The sequence below is a fragment of the Arachidicoccus ginsenosidivorans genome (assembly GCF_007971385.1).
In the GTDB taxonomy this organism is placed as follows: Bacteria; Bacteroidota; Bacteroidia; order Chitinophagales; family Chitinophagaceae; genus Arachidicoccus; species Arachidicoccus ginsenosidivorans.
Map to the genome: position 1 here is coordinate 2,741,884 of NZ_CP042434.1, position 19,501 is coordinate 2,761,384.

A 19,501-nucleotide genomic window follows, 5' to 3' on the forward strand; every position below is an offset into this window, starting at 1 on the left:
TTCAAAATATGAATAGTCGACAGTTTTGCGGCGCAAAGGCTAATTTTTGGGGACTGGTTCTGGTTACTTTATTAATGTTAAACGGGAGCGCCTCTGCTCAAAGAAGAATCGTTCCCAGAAAGCATATGCCGCTAGATTCAATTAGGCTTAGCGATCCCTTTATTCTAGCCGATTCTATTACACATATGTATTATATGACGGGGACTGGCGGTCTTTTGTGGAAAAGTAAGGATTTACAATACTGGGATGGCCCATTTGTTGTGACCCATACGGATTCCAGTTCATGGATGGGACCACATCCAATGATCTGGGCTGCTGAAATCCATTATTATAAGGGTAAGTATTACTATTTTGCCACCTTTACCAATGCCAAAAAAGTCATCGGTCATTTTAATGGAAATGCGCTTGTGCGCAGAGCCTGCCACATTCTGGTCAGTGATGACCCAGAAGGGCCTTACAAGCCTGTTCCTTCGGGTGATTCTGTTTATCTTCCAGCGAATTTATCCACGCTCGATGCAACCTTCTGGGTAGACAAACTTGGTGATCCCTGGATGATTTATTGTCATGAGTGGGTTCAAAATAATAACGGGACCGTTGATAAGATCAGGTTAAAACCCGATTTATCTGGAACTGTCGGACAACCAACCACCCTTTTTAAAGCCAGTGAATCACCTTGGAGTCGTGAAAAGATAAACGGAAAAATTCAGGCAAATAGAGTGACGGATGGTCCTTATGTTTTCAGGACACAAACCGGCAGGCTAGGGATTATTTGGACCAGTTGGGTTTATAATGTATATACACAGGGAGTTGCCTATTCAAAAAGTGGTAAACTTTCAGGGCCCTGGAAACAACAGGTAAAGCCAGTAACACCGCCTAACTATGGGCATGGTATGTTGTTTAAAACGCTAAATGGACAAACGCTGATGGCTGTGCATAGCCACAAAGATGTCAATGGCCATTATATTAGAATCCCGCATTTGTTTTCAGTGGATATGACGGGTGATTCTCTGGTAGTTAAAGGCCAGTATCGGTTTAAGTAATTATAATCTTTTGGATACAAGGATCTATTCTTTCAATTTTAAATCAATAAAAATAGTTGCGCATCCATGAAATTCTTTAAAAATATAAAAAGGGAAGGGATGGTATTTGCTGCCCTTCTACTAACGTTGAGCGGTATTAATGTGTATGGACAAAATGTAATTACCAGAAATGAAAGGAAAATAGATGCGGACTGGAAATTTCATTTAGGCAATGCTGCTAGTCCAACCTTGGATTTTAATTATGGGATTAATGAAACTAGTTTTTCTAAAGCAGGTGGCGCAAACGGAACGGCTTATGCTATTCGGTTTAATGATCGTAACTGGCAAAAGGTTGATTTACCACATGATTGGGCCGTAGGCCTGCCGTTTGATTATATGGATAATGGAGATCAGAATGCACATGGATATAAGGCGATCGGTGGGCATTATCCGCAAAACAGTATCGGTTGGTATCGCAAAGAATTTGAGGTTGACCCGGCAGATTCCGGTGGAAGATTTGAGTTAAGAACTGATGGGATTTACCGGGACAGCAAAGTATGGGTAAATGGCTATTATGTTGGGGGCAATTATAGTGGTTATACCAGTGCGACCTATGATATTACTGATTTTATACGATTTGGAAAGAAAAATGTTATAGCGGTTCGTGTTGACGCGACCCATTACGAAGGATGGTTTTACGAAGGTGCCGGGATTTACCGCCATGTATGGTTGAATCGGTACAATAATTTACATGTTGTTTCCCAGGGAGGGTTATATGTGCGTACTGAAAATAAGGGAAAGGATGCGAATGTTATTTTGAAGACAGAGGTAATCAATAAAAACACGCACGCAGTAAAAGGAACACTTGAAACCTTGATCTTAAATAGAGAAGGAAAAGTGCTTGTTCATTCAAAAGTGATCCCCTTGGCGCTGGATATAAATGAACAAAAGAGCTATAATAATAGTCTGCTTCTGCCCAATGCACAGCTATCGAATTTGGACAACCCTTATCTTTATAGAGCCGTCGCATTGGTTCGTGAAAATGGCCAGGTGGTAGACAGTGTTCCTGTCAGGTTTGGCGTGAGAACTTTTGCTTTTGATAAAGACAAAGGCTTCTTTTTAAACGGTAAATCGGTTAAGATAAAAGGAACAAGTGATCATCAGGATCATGCCGGTGTTGGTGCGGCCTTATTGGATTATTTACAATATTATAGAATCGGGTTATTAAAACAAATGGGCAGTAACGCCATCCGCACGACCCACAATCCGCCTACACCAGAGCTTTTAGATGCCTGCGATAGTCTTGGTATGCTGGTGATGGATGAGACACGCCTTTTGACTAGCGGCTCAGAGTATGAAAAGGAATTTAGGGATCTGATTTTGCGAGACAGAAATCATCCTTCTATTTTTTTATGGTCTATAGGCAATGAGGAGCATTATACACAGCGTACAGATATTGGCAAAAGGATCGCTTTAAATCAGATTCTACTCCAAAAAGAATTGGACCCTTCAAGAACAGCTACTTATGCGGCTAATATTGGAAATGTCTATCATGGAGTCAATGAAGTAATTCCAATTCGCGGATTCAATTATAATTTAAATGGTGCGGACAATTACCATAAGGAACATCCTGATCAGCCTGTAATTGGCACCGAGGTAGCCAGCACAGTCAGTACTAGGGGCATTTACATAAAAGATACTGTAAGATGTTATGTGCCGGATTATGATAGTGTTTTCCCTCCATGGGCCTCAACAGCGGAGACCTGGTGGTCTTTTGCCGCCAAAAGAGATTGGTTTATGGGTGGATTTGCTTGGACGGGATTTGATTACCGAGGTGAACCTACGCCATATAAGTGGCCTAATATCAATTCTCATTTCGGAATAATGGATATGTGCGGTTTTCCCAAAACGGTTTACTATTACTATAATGCATGGTGGAGTGATTCAGCGGTTATGCATATTGCGCCTCACTGGAACTGGCAAGGGGAAGAGGGAAAAGAGAAAATAGTATGGGTGAACTCAAATACTGATGACGTTGAGCTCTTTTTGAATGGTAAAAGTCTGGGGAAAAAGAAAATGCCGATTAATGGCCATTTAGAATGGAAAGTTCAATATGAACCTGGTAAATTGGAGGCAATCGGTTATAAAGATGGCCAGAAAGTGACCTATTCAGTGGAAACCACTGGTCGGCCATATCAAATCAAATTAACTCCTTCCAAAAATGTTTTATTAGCAGACGGCGAAGATGCGGTTGTGGTCAATGTAAGTGCAGTAGATAAACAAGGTAGAGAAGTGCCTGATGCCTCTAATATGGTTTATTTTGATCTAGAAGGTGAAAATGCGGCCATCGTTGGAGTGGGTAATGGTGATCCGAGCAGCCATGAAAATGATAAAGATGTTAGGCATAATTGGCATCGCAGCTTATTTAATGGCCGGGCACAAGTGATTATTCGCTCCGGTACAAATTCCGGTACTATAAAATTAAAGGCTTTTGCATCCGATGTTTTAAGTTCGAATATAGAATTAAAGCAAATAAATAATACGGCACCGATTAAATAATATGATTTTAATCGATTAATAGGTATGAAGGCTTAATATAATTATTTAACTATCAATATTTTATAAGATGAATAATCATATTAGGAAATTTTTGATAAGGGCATTTTTCCTCGTTTTGACGTTTGGCGGCGTAACTTGTTCTATTCAAGCTGCTGGCCAATTTAGATCAGCCAAAACCTCTGAGGTGGATAGCGTTAGGGCAATTATTATTCGCGTAAATGATCATTGGCAATCGGCGCATTCTGCAAAGGTGCGTGCATTTTGGGATCATGCAGCGTATCAAACAGGGAATATGGCCGCTTATGAAGTGACTGGAAAATCGACCTATATTCAATATGCCACGGATTGGGCTATTTTTAATCAATGGCAAGGGGCCACTTCCAATGATAAAGCCAATTGGAAATATAACTATGGTGAAACCATGGATCATGTTTTATTTGGCGATTGGCAGGTTTGTTTTCAAACCTATATTGACCTATATAATTTGGATAAGCAACAAGATCCACAAAAAATTGCCCGTGCGAAAGAAGTCATCGAATATGAAATGAGCACGTCTAAAAATGATTATTGGTGGTGGTCCGACGGACTTTATATGGTAATGCCTGTTATGACTAAGCTTTATAAGGTAACGCATGACAGGAGGTATCTGGATAAGCTATTTGAATATTTTTCCTATGCGGACAGTGTCATGTTTGATGCAGAGGTTGGCCTTTATTACCGGGATGCCCGTTATGTATATCCCAAACATAAAACGCCCGATGCTAAAAAGGATTTCTGGTCCAGAGGAGATGGATGGGTCTTTGCTGCACTTGCTAAAATGTTAGCCGACCTTCCAAAAAATGCGCCTCATCGAGCATTATATCTCAGTCGTTTTAAGTCAATGGCTAAAGCTGTGGCGGCTGCGCAGCAGCCAGAAGGTTATTGGTGTAGGAGCTTACTGGACGGAAAATTTGCTCCTGGTCCAGAAACAAGCGGAACGGCGTTTTTCGTTTATGGTATGCAAAAAGGAATCAATGATGGGATTTTGAGTGGGACTACCTATCAAATGGTGGCAAACAAAGGCTGGGCTTACCTTAAAAATATTGCGCTGCAACCTGACGGTACTGTAGGTTATGTTCAACCAATTGGAGACAGGGCCATTCCAGGGCAAATAGTAGATAAGCAATCAACTGCCGACTTCGGGGTGGGTGCATTTTTGCTCGCTGCCGCAGCCAGGTACAAACACTTGAAATCGTTTTAATAAATAAGAAAGGCTCGCTTAATCCTTTAAAACTATAGTGTTGAAAAAGAAATTGATCGTTTATGGTTTAACGTTACTCGGATTTGGGGTAATAAATTTTAGTATTGCGCAGATGTCTTCGGATAGGGAAAAAGCCGGAAGTCCAAGAACTTATTATATAGATGGTTTTCAGGGAAATGATGCGAATAGTGGTCGTACAATATCTAATGCCTGGAAGCATTTATCCAAACTCAGTCAGATCGATCTGAAGCCAGGGGATAGTGTACTGCTGAAAAGAGGGACAGTATTTTTTGAAATTTAAATATTCAGGCTCAGGGAACAGCAGCACTACCTATTGTGTTTGATACTTATGGAAAAGGAAACAAGCCGCAGATTATTGCACTTGACCATGCTTTATACACAATAGAAATCAAGAATTCTGATTATATCACCTTGCAGGATCTTGAAATCGTCAATAAAGGTTCTGTTAGGTTGGCTGGCCGAACAGGAGTTAAACTCCTTTGTCAAGATTATGGGGTTTCACATCGTCTGATACTCAGAGGGCTATATGTTCATGATGTCAATGGCAGCCTCATAAAGTCAAAAGGAGGAGGCAGTGGTATTCAAATTGAAAACAAATGGCGCAATAAGATATCCATTTTCGATAGTCTATTAATTGAAGACTGTGTTATCCGGCGTACGGCCAGAAATGGCATTATCTGGAACGCTCCCTATAGAAGGGATAACTGGCATCCTAACACGCATATAGTCGTCCGAAAAAATCTTTTGGAAGGTGTGCCGGGTGATGGTATTGTTCCCATTGGCTGCGATAGCGCACTGATTGAATATAATGTGATGCGGGATTGTCCGGAAATTCTTCCCTCATCTGAAGCCGCTGCAGGTATTTGGCCATGGAGTTGCGATAATACCTTGATTCAATTCAACGAAGTCAGTGGGCAGAAAAACCAGTGGGATGCCCAGGGTTTGATGCAGATTATAATTGTAATAATACCACGATCCAGTATAATTACAGTCACGATAATTATGGTGGGATGGTACTGATTTGTAATGATGGGGTTCCCATTATCCATACAATATAGGCAATATTGGTTCAGTCGTTCGATATAATCTCAGCATTAATGACGGCATCCGGCCTAAACCGGCCCGTTCGGGTAAAATGTTTTCACCTTCAATTCATGTTGCTGGCCCTGTTCAAAACACGACAATTGAACATAATATTATCCATCAAACCTCTGTAAAAAATGCGCGTATTGATCGGACAATGTTGGAAGCTGATTCGTGGAATGGATTTGCTGACAGTACTATAATTAAGCAAAATTTGTTTTCTGCTAGTGGAGAAAGTAGTTTTAAAATGAACCATTCTTCGCGCAACTACTTTTTAAATAATTATTACTTAGGAAAATACGATTCATTACCACCCGACGGAAATGTAAATGTAAAAGACGCTGCTAATTTTTATTCAAAATATAGAAAATCAGTTACTTATGATGGCTTTGAACAACTAGCGGGCTTAATAATAAAAAAGAAGATAGGGGAAGGAGCCGCTGAAGGTCATTTTGTAAATAAACTGGCAATCCAGTCCTTTTTCAATAGAATGGACAAATAGGGTGGGTGTTTAAAGTGTCCGTTATTTGAATTCCTAAAAATTTAACGCTTGTTACGTGTGATAAGTTTAGAATAGGTTAATATAACCTAAAATGTCCCCCTTTATTTACAAAATTACCCCCAAATAAGCGTAAAAATGAAGTTGTTTTGAATTTTATTAATAAATGCTTAAGGATTTATAAACATTTTACAATTGAAATCAAATGAAACAAAATAGGAATGGTTCGATTTTTATTACTAGGGGATTTAACCGTAAATGGCCTCTTACCGTATTATGTGTTTTTAGTTTGTTGATTTTTACTATGGTTCAATTGCATGCGCAAACCTTACAAGTTGTTCATGGTAAAGTCACAGACCAATTAGGAAGTCCACTGTCAAATGTAACAGTGACAGCGCAAAAGGGTAAGTCAGGAGATATTACAGATAGCTCAGGACGTTTTTCCTTTAAAGCTGCCCTGGGGATAGTCTTGTATTTTCCCTTATTGGATTTGAATCTCAAACGTTTGCGGTAACCGAAGACTTGATTCGTGTTCAGTTACACCAAAGTACGATAACTTCTATGAACGATGTGGTCGTCGTGGGTTACGGTACACAAAAGAGGGTGGATCTAACCAGTGCCGTAAGTACGGTTAATATGAAAGACTTACAAAACAGGCCAGTACAAAACTTGTCGCAGGCGCTCGAAGGGTTGGTTCCAGGTTTAAATATCTCCCAGAATAATGGTTCCTTGGAGAGTTCGCCCAGTATAAATATTAGGGGAATTGGAACTATTGGTTCCTCCTCTTCCTCTCCGTTAGTGTTAATTGATGGAATGGAAGGCTCGGTAACCGCCATTAATCCTCAGGATGTTGAAAGTATATCCGTATTGAAAGACGCATCAGCCTCCGCAATATATGGTAGCAGGGCGGCTTTTGGTGTAATTTTAATAACAACGAAAAAAGGACATAATGGGAAGACTAAAGTCAATTATAATAACAACTTTAGATCAGCAAAGCCTGTTTTATTGCCTCAACAAATGGATTCTTATACCTGGGCATTATACCTCAATGCAGCAAATGTGAATGGAGGAAGTAGCGCGGCTTTTGATTCTGCGCATCTTGCGCGTATCAAGCAATATCAAGAAGGCACTATTACTGCTTCAGATATTCCTAATCCAAATAATCCTCAATATTGGGCAGATGGCTATGGCTCAGGTAATGCCAATGTAGATTGGTACAAAGCGATGTATAGGCCCAGTTCGTTTTCTCAAGAACATAATGTAAGTGTTAGTGGAGGAAATGAGAACACTACTTATTATTTGTCAGGGAATTATATGGGACAGAATGGTTTAATGCAGTTTAATCAGGATTTTTACCGCAGATATGGAGGAACTGTAAAGGTCAATACAAAAGTGGGCGACTATGTAAATATTGGTTATAGTAATCGCTATCTCCATGAAAGTTATCAAAGACCTTCCGCCTTAACAAATGGATTCTATCAGGATTTGGCCAGACAAGGTTGGCCAACACTGCCATTGTATGATCCGAATGGCTTTTTATTTTCGTCACCTTCTCCGGCGCTAGCTATGGCAGAAGGGGGTAAAGATAACACGCAAACGGATTGGGATTATCAGCAACTTCGATTAACCATTGAGCCAATTACTGGTTGGAAAATATATGCCATCGGTGACTACCGATCTAAAATTGTATTTCGTCATTGGGATGCACAGCAACTTTATAATCATGACGTAAATGGCAACCCTTATGTTTATTCTAATAGCTCGAATGTTTATGAGTATGGTTATAAAGAAGATTATTTCAATACTAATATATACTCTGAATATAATAAGAGCTTTAATCAAAAGCATAATTTTAAAATTATGGGCGGGTTTCAGTCTGAATCAACTAAATATAGAGACGTAAGTGTTCAGAGAAACGGCATTATTGTTCCTGCCATTTCCACAATTAATACCACTTCAGGCACGGATCCAAACGGGGTGCCCATAACCCCATCCGTAAGCGGCCAATATCAAGCCTGGTCAACAGCAGGTATTTTTGGAAGGTTGAACTATAATTACATGGAGAAATATTTATTAGAAGCCAATCTTCGATATGATGGATCTTCCAGGTTCAGAGAGGATGATCGGTGGATGCTTTCTCCTTCATTATCAGTTGGTTGGAATGTTGCAAAAGAAGCATTTTGGGCTCCTTTAAATAAAGCGCTAAGTACTTTTAAGATTAGGGCATCTTATGGTCAGCTGGGTAATGAAAATACAAACAATTGGTATCCAACCTATGTTACCATGCCAATTAGCACGGCTAGTGGCTCATGGTTATTAAACGGAGGAAAACCTAATACAGCATCTGCCCCGGGATTGGTTAGCTCTACATTAACTTGGGAAAGTATAAAAAGTTATGATTTAGGTCTGGATATTGGAGCACTGAATAACAGGCTTACCGGTTCCTTTGATATTTTCACGCGCAAAACTTTGAATATGGTGGGTCCCGCACCTGAATTGCCGGTGATTTTGGGAACTGCAGTTCCAACGACTAATAATACCAACTTAAAAACTTATGGGTTTGAGGCAGAATTGAGTTGGAATGACCATTTGGAAAATGGATTTGTTTATGGGCTTCATTTTCAATTAGCCGATAATCAGACTATTGTAACTAAGTATCCTAATCCAACATCATTATTAAGTACTTATATTCCTGGAAGAAAAGTAGGTGAGATTTGGGGTTACACTACAATCGGTATTGCTAAAACGCAAGATGAGATGGATAAACATTTGGCTACCCTGGATGGTGGACAAAGTTCATTGGGATCAAATTGGGCAGCGGGAGACATAATGTATGCCGACTATAATCATGATGGGAAATTGAGTACAGGTGATGGAACTTCAATTAATTCCGGAGATCTCCATGTGATTGGTAATAGCACTCCACGCTATACATTTGGATTTTCTGCAAATGCCAGTTGGAAAGGATTTGATTTTAATATGCTTTTCCAAGGTGTAATGAAAAGAGATTACTGGCAGGGAAGCCCGTTTTTCTGGGGAGCAACTGGCGCCGGTCAATGGTGGGCTGCAGGCTTTGTACAACATGAAGATTATTTCAGGGCAGATCCTAATGACCCGATGGGGCAGAATTTAGATTCCTATTATCCACGTCCATTATTCTCGAATAAAAACTTACAGGTTCAAACAAAATATTTGCAAAGTGCAGCCTATATCCGATTAAAGAATCTGCAGATTGGCTATACCCTTCCTGCATTATTAGTGAAGAAATGGGGCATTTCTAATGTGCGTTTTTACGTGACAGGAGAAAATCTTTGGACGGGGACAAAAATGGCTAAAATGTTTGACCCAGAAACCGTAGATGGAGGTTCAGGCGGTGACGTATATCCTTTGCAAAAAACAATTTCTGGCGGGGTAAGTTTATCTTTCTAAAAAATAAGTAAGGCACAATAAGAAAACATAATATTTGATTTTCTGCGCGCATAAAAATTAAGATCAATGAAAAAACTTTTTAAAAATAGTAACTGGGTTGTATTTGCAGCCATGGTTTCTGTAATCGTATCAATTTCCTCCTGTAAAAAATTTTTGGATAAAGCACCGTTGTCCAATATTACGCCACAGGATTATCTAAATGATGAATCTCAGTTACAGGCATATGTTCTTGGACAATATCCAAATATTTTACCCGGGCATTCACAGTGGACTTTCGGCACATTTGGTACAGATGCCAACACTGATAATATGGCTGGAATGTCCATGGATAATAAGTATGCTCCAGGTTTATGGCTTGTGGGCGCAACTGGGGGCGATTGGGATTTTGGTTCTATTTATCCTTTAAATTATTTTTTGGAAACAGTCCTGCCTAAATGGAAGGCTGGAACTATCTCAGGGGACGAAAGCAGTATAAAGCAAGACATTGGAGAAATTTATTTTTTAAGGGCTTATGTATATTTTACAAAATTGCAGGCATTAGGAGATTTTCCAATTGTAAGAAATACATTACCCGATGATAAAGAAATTCTTACCCAGGAAAGTAAACGCATGCCATCAACAGAAGTTGCAAGGTTTATACTCTCAGATTTGGATTCTGCTTCTTTGTTAATGGGTGTTGAATCGCCTGACGGAGGTTCCAAAAATAGACTTTCTAAATATTGTGCAGAATTGTTTAAGTCCAGGGTGGCGCTTTATGAAGGAACATGGCTTAAATATTTTAAGGGAACAGCTTTTGTGCCTAATGGTCCTAATTGGCCTGGCGCAGCAAAAGATTATAATGCTAATTATCAATTCCCTTCTGGAAGTATAGATGGTGAAATCCAGTATTTTCTTCAACAAGCGATGAGTTCTGCAAAGATAGTAGCTGATGCGGTTCCTATTGTCAGCAATACTGGTATAATTCAATCTCCCAATAATGAAAATCCATATTTCAGTATGTTTGGTGCTGTGGACATGTCTGGTTATAGTGAAGTGCTACTTTGGCGCCAATATAGCAAGGCACTTGGGTTAACCCATAATGTTCAAGTGTACGAGGAATTAGGGAATGATGGTGTTGGTACGACTAGAAGTATGGTAGAAAGTTTTTTAATGGCCAACGGGTTACCCATTTATGCAGCTGGAAGTGGTTATGAGGGCGATGATTCAATTGAGTCCTTGAAAGCTAATAGGGATGACAGGTTGCAATTGTTTTTAAAAGAACCCGGAGATACTAATGTTCTATTGAATGCTTCGATGGGTGATCATGCTACTGTAATCGAGCCTATACCACAAATATGGTCTTCAAATGCAGAACAGAAGTATACGACTGGATATGCTATCAGAAAGGGTTTAAATTATGATGGTGCCCATGCAGGTAATGGTCAAGGTTATACAGGTTGTATTATTTTTAGGGCAACCGAGGCCTATTTGAATTATATTGAAGCTTCTTATGAGAGAAATGGTAGTTTAGATGCGGATGCTATGAAATATTGGCAGGCAATAAGGAAAAGAGCCAAAGTAAGTACAGATATAAATGCAACAATATCGGCGACCGTTATGGCCAAAGAGACGGCTGATTGGGGTGCTTATTCAGCAGGCAAGCTCGTAGGTCCAACACTGTATAATATTCGCAGAGAACGTCGGGATGAATTGATGGCAGAAGGTTTACGATTTATGGACCTTAAGCGTTGGCGCTCCTTGGATCAACTAATTGCTAATCCGGCCCATATAGAAGGGTTTAAACTCTGGGGGCCAATTAAAAATTGGTATACAAGCGATCAGTTGATTTATGGTTCTTCAAATTCTAAGGCAGTCGTTTCTGACCCTTCTTTAAGCAAATATCTCAGACCTTACGAAATCCTAGCTTCCTCAACTGGTTATAATGGGGTTAGATGGACAATGGCTCATTATTTGAGCCCTATTGCCGCAGAGAATTTCATCATTACGGAAAGTACAAATGGTGATGCAAGTACTTCTCCCATCTATCAAAACCCTGGATGGCCGACAGAGGCGGGGAAAGGAGCAGAGTAACCCATAGTTTAATTTTTATATTTATATCATTTATTACCTTATAGTATTTTCTCGACCCATGTGATTGAATATTATAAGGTAATTTTACATTGGGCGATAAATAATGGATTTGAGGGTTGAGTTCATCGGTTTTGACTGCTTTGGGCTGGATTTGGATAATGAGCCTATTTATGGCTTTTAAAATTATCAATAGAAAGATGCGATATTTCATTACAAAAAAATGTTTTCTGGTGTAGCCACATTGTTTGTTAGCCTGACAATATTGTCTGTCACAGTTTTGGCAAAACCTATTGCCAAAACCGTGACAGACAGCACAGGTGATATAGTTCATTTACAGCTCATTGGTGACCAAACTTTCCAGGTGATGGATAATTTTGGTGCCAGCGATGCTTGGGCATGTCAATATGTGGGTCTGTGGGATGAAAAAGTAAAAAGTAAGATTGCTGATTTATTATTCAGCCAAAGATTAGACCAGGACGGAAGCCCAATGGGGATTGGTTTGTCCGCGTGGCGATTTAATATTGGTGCAGGCAGCACTGAGCAAGGGAATAAAAGTGGTATTAAAGACCCATGGCGTAGAGCCGAGAGTTTTCTTAACGGGGATGGGAGCTATGATTTTTCAAAAGCGGCGGGACAACGCTGGTTTCTGAAGGCTGCCCATCGTAGAGGCGTTAAAGACTTTATTGGCTTTTGTAATAGTGCTCCTTATCAGTTGACGACCAATCATCTGACCTATGCGACTAAAGGCAAAACCAACTTGATGAGTGATAAATACAATGATTTTGCTGCTTACCTTATAAAAGTAATAGAAGGTGTAAAGAAAAGCGCAGGTGTGTTGCTTAATTATATTAGCCCCGTTAACGAACCGCAATGGGATTGGAGTGATGGGGGCAGGAGGGCAGTCCTTATAGAAATAATGAAATAGTGGAACTTGGCCGTACCATTAATAAACAATTGGAAGCAGCTCATTTACCAACGAAATTATCTATTGCTGAGGCCGGAGAAATTGACTATTTATATTCCAATGGTAATAAGCCCGAAAGAGGAAGCCAGATTCAACAGTTTTTTATGCCAGATGGTGCAAATAGTGTACTTGGACTTAGTCATATGTCTCATAGCGTATCTGCACATAGTTATTTTACGACGGCTCCAATGATAAAAGGGATGGCAGAAAGAGAAAAGATAAGGACAGCCATAAATACTGCAAAAGTCGCATCTGGCAAAAAGGATCTGGGTTATTGGATGAGTGAGTATTGCATTTTAGGAGACAATCATGGAGAAATTAACGGTAACCACAGAGATCTTGGGATGACCTCGGCACTGTATTTAGCAAAAGTTGTGTTTATGGATCTTTGTTATGCAGATGCCAGTGCCTGGCATTGGTGGTTGGCTCTTTCTGCTTATGATTACAAAGACGGCTTGATCTATGTGGATAAGACATATAGTACTGGAAAATATTATGAAAGTAAAATGCTCTGGGCATTGGGGAATTACAGCAGATTTATTCGTCCTGGATATATCCGTATAGGTACTCATATATCAAATGGCGAACCTAATGATTCCAGCTTGCTTATAAGCGCATTTAAAGACCAAAAAAGCCAGAAGGTGGTTATAGTCGCAGTGAATAATACCCATACGGTAAAAAAGCTTCAATTGCAGAATAGGCGACTCATTTTAAAAGATAAATACGTTACCTCAGATCGGTTTAATCTACAACATTTTAATCTGGCAAGTGGACAGGAAGTCGCGCTTCAGCCAGCCTCCGTTACGACTTTAACAGGGATTTTAAGGTAGCTAATTGCACTAACAGATAAATTTAATCAAGATGACTCAACAAAGGTGTTTTTCGGAAGGAAAGATTGGATTAGCAAAGGGTTATAAAAATTACAGGCTAAAATTGTTTTGTACGTTTTTTGCTTGTCTTTTGGTGATGTCTGTTTTTGCTCAATTGCCTGAAGGGGCCAAATTGTTTAATGATGGTTGGTCTTTTCATAAAGGAGATCTGGATAGTGCCAATGGTGCCGTTACTATAAAAGCCGGGGATTGGCAGCCAGTTGATTTACCGCACGACTGGAGCATCCTTGCTCCATTTTCGCAAAAATGGGCCAGTGCGACCGGTTATCTTCCTGGCGGTATTGGTTGGTATAAAAAAGCCTTTAATTTAAATAAGCAATACCCAGACGGTAAATATTTTATTTATTTTGGGGGTATTTATAAGCATAGCAAGGTTTGGCTAAATGGGCATCTGTTGGGTAGGCGTCCTAACGGATTTGTTTCTTTTTTCTATGAGCTGACACCTTATTTAAAAATAGTGGGTCTAATGAACTTTTGGTAAAGGTAGACCACTCGGCTTTTGCAGATTCCAGATGGTATACAGGATCGGGGATTTACCGCAATGTCTATCTGGTAAAAACCCCTAATGTTTATATACCAATTTGGGGTGTTCACGTTGAAACAAAGGCTGTGGCAGGTGATCAGGCAATCTTAAAAGTGAATACAGATATTGTAGATAATTTTAAGCAATTAACAAACGTATCAGCAAAAAATGAACGTACAAATACACCTAATTTGCGTATTGCATACAAATTATTGGATAGTGCTGGCAAAGTAATAACAGAAACTTCAAAAAGTGTTTCAGATATTTCGGCAGCAAACCGAAGCGCATCAATCACTGATAGTTTGATCGTTAGGCGTCCAATGCTTTGGTCGGTTGAACACCCTTATTTATACACCTTGATCACCAGCTTAATTGTAAATGGCCATGAGCAGGAGTACTTTAAAACCGCTGTAGGTATACGTACTGTTCGTTTTGATTCTGATAAAGGTTTTTTCTTAAATGGAGAAAATCTAAAATTAAAAGGTGTCTGCCTTCATGATGATGCGGGTAGTTTTGGAACGGCAGTACCGATGGCTGTTTGGCAAGAAAGACTGGAACTATTAAAGCAAGTAGGCTGTAATGCAATAAGGATGACGCACAACCCTCATTCGACACGCTTATATGATTTATGCGACAAGTTAGGGTTTTTAGTGATTGATGAAGCCTTTGATGAGTGGGAATTAGGAAAACATAAATGGATTGCTGGCTGGAATAAAGGGACGCCCGGAACTGATGGGTATCATTCAGATTTTAAACAGTGGTGGAGACAGGACCTGACGGATATGATTCAAAGAGATCGAAATCATCCTTCAATTATAATGTGGAGCATCGGTAATGAAATTGATTATCCAAACGATCCTTATTCTAATCCAGTTTTAAATGAAGGCCATTATCCGCAGATTTATGGATCCGGTTATATGAAGGGGCACCCCTCTGCTGAAGCCTTGGGAAGGATCTCCAAGCAATTATCTACGCTTACGCATTCACTGGATCCGTCAAGGCCCGTCACTGCCGGATTGGCTGCTGTTATGGTCAGCGATAAAGTAGGTTACACAGATGTGCTTGATGTGGCAGGGTATAATTATCAGGAATATCGATATGAGAAGGATCACGATAGTTATCCAAAAAGAATTATTTATGGCAGCGAGAATGGTCATGGGTACGCTGCCTGGCAGGCAGTATCGCAGCATCCTTTTGTTATGGGGCAGTTTTTATGGACTGGCATTGATTATTTGGGTGAAGCGGGCAGGTGGCCAGATCATGGCAATGAGGCAGGCCTGATTAATATGGCGGGGTATAAAAAACCGGAATTTTATTTCAGGCAGTCCATTTGGTCTAAACAACCTATGGTTTATTTAGGCACTTCAAGGATCCAGCGGCGTAATGGCCGCCATATAGATTTAAAGAACAGCAGACATTCTATGGCCCGTCCTGATTGGAATTATAAGGAAGGAGATTCGGTCAATGTATATTGTTATACAAATTGCGATAGAGCGACCTTGTATTTGAATGGTGTTTCACTTGGCAGTAAAGGGCAAACTGATTCAACGCATGTAATTGTCTGGCAAGTGCCTTATCAGAAAGGTACTTTGGCTGTAAAGGCAGGTAGCAGTAATGGTCAGATATTAACAGATAGCCTTGTTAGCTATGGCCAGCCCGATCATATTGATATTAAATCCCATGCGTTGGTCTTGCAAAATGGTGAACCACAATATTATGCCTTGGATATTAATATTGTGGATAATGCTGGTAATACCGTTCAATCTGACCATTCACTGCTTAAGGTAGAAGTGGGGAATAACTGCAAGCTGGTTGGTCTAGAAAATGGCAATGTCAGAGATAGCCTACAATACGGTGCAAATGTCCGGTCGGTCTACCTTGGCAGGCTCAGGGCTTATATTGCCTGTGAGCCTGGCAAAAAAGAATTTGAAGTGCCCATCAAAATACAACAAGTAGCGCCAGGCGGAGGGCTAAAATCAGTGAAGTATTTATTGAGAGGTGGCCATAATTAAACAATAAGTATTGTCATAATTGATATTTTATTAATTGCGATGGAAGCTTTTTTGAGCGGTGTACTGAATTGTTATCTAATTGAAAGATCATGATGAATCCGAAACGAGTGTCAGGTTATAATTCGATAAGAGTCCAGTAAATTAAATTATTAGCATGCACTTTCAACTTAAGCTTTACAAAAAAATAAGTTTTAATACAGAAGCACTACGGTTTTCCAAAACACAGAACTACATATTAATAAATAACTGAGAATACATGATAATACAATATCTGCTATTATTATTTGAATAATAATAACAGATATTGTATTATAAATACATATATAAAATTACGGTTGTGACTTGGTTTTTATTGCTTACTTGTCATTTTCAAAACCGTAAAAGGCATAGATATCCTTTGCCGTTTTGCTGGCTAGGAAATCCCTGAATCTTTTAGCGGCCTTAGGGTGGGGCGCATTTTTAAGGATCCCTGCCACATAGGAGGCAGTAACATTCTGACTATCGGAAATAGAGATCATGGTTACCGGATGACCAAGCATTTCATGATATAAGGCTTCACTTTGCCATACGGGTCCCGCGTCCGAGTATCCTTCCATAATATTGATGGGCGTTTCTCGGTGATGGATTTTGGTAAGTATGGTTGTTCCGGCCTTTACTTTTTGAACCATAATTTTATTTTTAAGCGCCGGCCCTCCTGCTAATTCGTAAGCAGTTTGAATTTGACCGGCAATGCCTTCCCAGGCAGGATTGGGCATACTGACCCGGATGTTTTCCCGGCCAAGGTCGGTAAGACTTTGGATATGATGGGGGTTGTTTTTGGCGACCATAATAGCCAATCTGTTATGTGTATAGGTTACCGTATCCTTAAGGTAGGCCATTTCCTGGCTAATACGCTTTCGACCTGCAGTATACACATCTGGTTTTTGTGTGATTCTTAGATTGCCAATCGTTATGGTTCCGCCCCTGATTGACTGCGCTAATATACCAGGAGGCAATGTCTCGATAAATATTCTTTTATAGACTGGATATTGCTGCTTGAATGCTTTAACCAGACTATCAATACACATATACTGATTGCCTGCGAAGAAAACCACTAGTTGCGGATCATTGATGTCACCGTATAGGTCAGGCACGTTGTCGATTCCAGCAATCGTAAACAACACGCTGCTTTTAGGCGGTGTGTTCCAGGGCGGATCAAAATCATGATTGATTTCATGGTTTTTATTTGCCTGGTGTTGGGCAAAACAGGTTATAGCACTCCCTAATAAAAAGAGTGTGCAAATTACTTTTTTCATCGTAAATTATTTGTTGAGGTTTGTTTTTATAAAATTGAGCTGTTTTGAATTGTGTTAGATTGAATTGAATCAGGGTTTAATAACAGACCAGCCTTCTGCTTGACGCAGGATTAGTTCGCCATTGCCACTGGGTACAAGACCTACAAAGTCAAAGATCTGATCGCGACTCATATTTTTTTCCTTTAACGTATTGGCACATTGGACGACAATTACCCCTTTTTCGATCAACGTTTTTAACTGGCTTTCATAAGGGCTTGTTTTTAGATAAGTGGCAACTCCGTCAGAAAAGGCCACGAGTTCGACTTCCAATTTCCCTTTTAATCGGGGATCTTTTAAGGCATTGCTGATATTGCGCAGCGTCTTATTAATGACGTAAGGATCGTTTACATCAATCATATATATTGCTTTATAAGCATCTTTTTGTGCTACGGCGCCAGTAAAATCTCTGTTTTGCTGTAGCTTTTTAGAAATAGCTTGCGCATTAGATGCCTGTAAAGTGGCCGACAGGATCAATACTGTAAAAAGTGTTCGGCTGATCGTGGAAAGTTTTTTCATTGTTTTTTGTTTTTATTTAGTTACTCAATTGTATTTATTGTGATGGGCAATATATTTTAATTTATTTAGTTTTACGGAGCATTGCTTTATATGGGCCATATTTGTGCTGAAATGCAGCATAATGATCTGTATAAGGCCCATAAGGGTAATCCATTGGCTTTTTATTGAGATCCAGCCAATCCGCTTTTGCGTCATAGTGGGGTCTGGGTTGACTATTGACAAAGGCGCCCACATTCCAGGCCTGCTCAATCGTCAGATCGGGATGGTGATAATTGGTGCCATAAGGCATATTGTTAAAGACAAATGCTGCGATTTTTGTGAGCCGGAACATCCCTGCGCCATCATTATAACTTTGCTTTCCCCAAAGGGGCGGATAAGTGTAGCCATTCCCAGAAGGATCTAACTGACCCTGACCGTCTCTGCCATGACAGATTTGACATTTGGCGATAAATACCTGTTTGCCCGAACTGACATTAGCGGCAGTATCCATAAAAGGAATGGTTTTTACCTGGGTGCCTCCTTTTATATAACCTTTAGGTATATCCTTATCCAGCCACTCAATATAGGCATAGATTGCCCGCATTTCTTTGGAAGTGCTTTGCAGCGGTTGACCATTCATGCTTCTGACCATACAGTCATTTATCCGGTCTTGCAACGTCTGGACCTTATCGTTTCTGGCCCGATACATAGGATAAGTTGCAAATACTTTTCCAAAATTGTAAGCAAAAGGCCGGGTACCAGCATCTAAATGGCAGTTTTGACAATTCAGGCCATTGGCTATTTGGGCCACTTTTCCGTGCGGTCCCAAATAATAAGCGGTATTTTGAATAAGTTCATACCCGTAATAGATTAATGGACCATTTTTTTTGCTGTAATATGGAATCTGCGTGGGCGCGGGACCGCGCCAGACAGTATCATCGGGCGATGCACTAAAATGCTGTTTGACTTGGTCCAGTTGTGTGCTTTGTTTTTTTACTGTCCGCCAGCCATTAATCAGCATACACGCGACCAGTGCGCTTATCGCAATAATAAGCCAGTTTGCTTTCATAAGAAATGATGCCTTTTCAGATATCGGCCTGAAGGAGATTCAGGTAGATTAATCGATCAAGGACTTGTTTAGTTATTAATTGTACTGTTGCAAAGTTGCTGGATAGCTCAATAGATAATGGCCGTGCTCCTGCAAACATTGATTTGGCAAATTTACCGGTATGAAGCTATAAAGCGCTATTGAAATAAGTAATGCACAATAACTTTTGGTTATAGAATCAAACTGCTATGGCCTATTTGGAAGGAGGAGGTTAGCAAAGTAAAGACAAAGGTTTTATTAATGCTAGTAGTACCA

Annotated in this window: 14 protein-coding genes and 1 pseudogene; 12 read left to right on the plus strand and 3 right to left on the minus strand. The window is 40.0% G+C overall.

Annotated features, from left to right (window positions below; genetic code table 11):
- The first annotated feature begins 8 nt into the window (after positions 1 to 8).
- The 12 genes and pseudogenes from FSB73_RS10960 to FSB73_RS11010 all read left to right on the plus strand — a co-directional run bounded on the left by FSB73_RS10960 (position 9) and on the right by FSB73_RS11010 (position 16,309).
- A complete protein-coding gene (locus tag FSB73_RS10960; RefSeq protein WP_225974707.1) occupies positions 9 to 1,040 on the plus strand; it encodes a glycoside hydrolase family 43 protein in 1,032 nt (343 codons plus the stop codon).
- Between the two features lie 66 nt (positions 1,041 to 1,106).
- Positions 1,107 to 3,578, plus strand: coding sequence for a beta-galactosidase GalA (gene galA, locus FSB73_RS10965; RefSeq protein ID WP_192904108.1), 2,472 nt, complete (start codon positions 1,107 to 1,109; stop codon positions 3,576 to 3,578).
- Positions 3,579 to 3,762: 184 nt separating this feature from the next.
- Positions 3,763 to 4,818 (plus strand): glycoside hydrolase family 88/105 protein, encoded by a 1,056-nt coding sequence (locus tag FSB73_RS10970; RefSeq protein ID WP_225974708.1) that lies wholly within the window; start codon positions 3,763 to 3,765, stop codon positions 4,816 to 4,818.
- Positions 4,819 to 4,858: 40 nt separating this feature from the next.
- Complete coding sequence (locus FSB73_RS24775; protein ID WP_225974709.1) at positions 4,859 to 5,119, plus strand: hypothetical protein; 261 nt, start codon at positions 4,859 to 4,861, stop codon at positions 5,117 to 5,119.
- Positions 5,120 to 5,154: 35 nt separating this feature from the next.
- Positions 5,155 to 5,859 carry a right-handed parallel beta-helix repeat-containing protein gene (locus tag FSB73_RS24780; RefSeq protein WP_225974710.1) on the plus strand — a complete coding sequence of 235 codons (705 nt, stop codon included), beginning with the start codon at positions 5,155 to 5,157 and terminating at the stop codon, positions 5,857 to 5,859.
- A 115-nt stretch (positions 5,860 to 5,974) separates the two neighbouring features.
- Positions 5,975 to 6,424: a hypothetical protein gene (locus FSB73_RS24785; protein ID WP_225974711.1), complete on the plus strand. Its 450-nt coding sequence runs from the start codon at positions 5,975 to 5,977 to the stop codon at positions 6,422 to 6,424.
- Between the two features lie 202 nt (positions 6,425 to 6,626).
- On the plus strand, positions 6,627 to 6,935 hold the full coding sequence (locus FSB73_RS10980; RefSeq protein WP_146781837.1) for a carboxypeptidase-like regulatory domain-containing protein: 309 nt from the start codon (positions 6,627 to 6,629) through the stop codon (positions 6,933 to 6,935).
- Positions 6,905 to 9,850 (plus strand): SusC/RagA family TonB-linked outer membrane protein, encoded by a 2,946-nt coding sequence (locus FSB73_RS10985; protein ID WP_146781840.1) that lies wholly within the window; start codon positions 6,905 to 6,907, stop codon positions 9,848 to 9,850. Before FSB73_RS10980 ends, FSB73_RS10985 begins: the two co-directional genes overlap by 31 nt.
- A 66-nt stretch (positions 9,851 to 9,916) precedes the next feature.
- Positions 9,917 to 11,920 (plus strand): RagB/SusD family nutrient uptake outer membrane protein, encoded by a 2,004-nt coding sequence (locus FSB73_RS10990; protein WP_146781843.1) that lies wholly within the window; start codon positions 9,917 to 9,919, stop codon positions 11,918 to 11,920.
- A gap of 364 nt (positions 11,921 to 12,284) precedes the next feature.
- Positions 12,285 to 13,714 (plus strand): annotated as a pseudogene (locus FSB73_RS24790) (glycoside hydrolase).
- Between the two features lie 31 nt (positions 13,715 to 13,745).
- Positions 13,746 to 14,255 (plus strand): sugar-binding domain-containing protein, encoded by a 510-nt coding sequence (locus tag FSB73_RS11005; protein ID WP_146781852.1) that lies wholly within the window; start codon positions 13,746 to 13,748, stop codon positions 14,253 to 14,255.
- Entirely contained in the window at positions 14,249 to 16,309 is a 2,061-nt protein-coding gene (locus FSB73_RS11010; protein WP_146781856.1) for a glycoside hydrolase family 2 TIM barrel-domain containing protein, read from the plus strand. Before FSB73_RS11005 ends, FSB73_RS11010 begins: the two co-directional genes overlap by 7 nt.
- Before the next feature lie 356 nt (positions 16,310 to 16,665).
- Here the strand turns inward: FSB73_RS11010 and FSB73_RS11015 are convergent, their stop codons facing one another.
- From FSB73_RS11015 to FSB73_RS11025, 3 genes are all read right to left on the minus strand, one after another.
- Positions 16,666 to 17,604, minus strand: a complete 939-nt coding sequence (locus FSB73_RS11015) for a substrate-binding domain-containing protein (protein WP_146781859.1) — start codon at positions 17,602 to 17,604, stop codon at positions 16,666 to 16,668.
- Positions 17,605 to 17,673: 69 nt separating this feature from the next.
- Positions 17,674 to 18,159: a DsrE family protein gene (locus FSB73_RS11020; RefSeq protein ID WP_146781862.1), complete on the minus strand. Its 486-nt coding sequence runs from the start codon at positions 18,157 to 18,159 to the stop codon at positions 17,674 to 17,676.
- 61 nt (positions 18,160 to 18,220) lie between these two features.
- Positions 18,221 to 19,207, minus strand: coding sequence for a c-type cytochrome (locus FSB73_RS11025; protein WP_146781865.1), 987 nt, complete (start codon positions 19,205 to 19,207; stop codon positions 18,221 to 18,223).
- Positions 19,208 to 19,501 lie beyond the last annotated feature (294 nt).

Excerpts from the sequence above, each read along its gene's own strand:
- FSB73_RS10960 (WP_225974707.1), top strand. The coding sequence starts at position 9 with ATGAATAGTCGACAGTTTTGCGGCGCAAAGGCTAATTTTTGGGGACTG.
- galA (WP_192904108.1), top strand. The coding sequence starts at position 1,107 with ATGAAATTCTTTAAAAATATAAAAAGGGAAGGGATGGTATTTGCTGCC.
- FSB73_RS24785 (WP_225974711.1), top strand. The coding sequence starts at position 5,975 with ATGTTTTCACCTTCAATTCATGTTGCTGGCCCTGTTCAAAACACGACA.
- FSB73_RS10980 (WP_146781837.1), top strand. The coding sequence starts at position 6,627 with ATGAAACAAAATAGGAATGGTTCGATTTTTATTACTAGGGGATTTAAC.
- FSB73_RS10990 (WP_146781843.1), top strand. The coding sequence starts at position 9,917 with ATGAAAAAACTTTTTAAAAATAGTAACTGGGTTGTATTTGCAGCCATG.
- FSB73_RS11005 (WP_146781852.1), top strand. The coding sequence starts at position 13,746 with ATGACTCAACAAAGGTGTTTTTCGGAAGGAAAGATTGGATTAGCAAAG.
- FSB73_RS11015 (WP_146781859.1), bottom strand. The coding sequence starts at position 17,604 with ATGAAAAAAGTAATTTGCACACTCTTTTTATTAGGGAGTGCTATAACC.
- FSB73_RS11020 (WP_146781862.1), bottom strand. The coding sequence starts at position 18,159 with ATGAAAAAACTTTCCACGATCAGCCGAACACTTTTTACAGTATTGATC.
- FSB73_RS11025 (WP_146781865.1), bottom strand. The coding sequence starts at position 19,207 with ATGAAAGCAAACTGGCTTATTATTGCGATAAGCGCACTGGTCGCGTGT.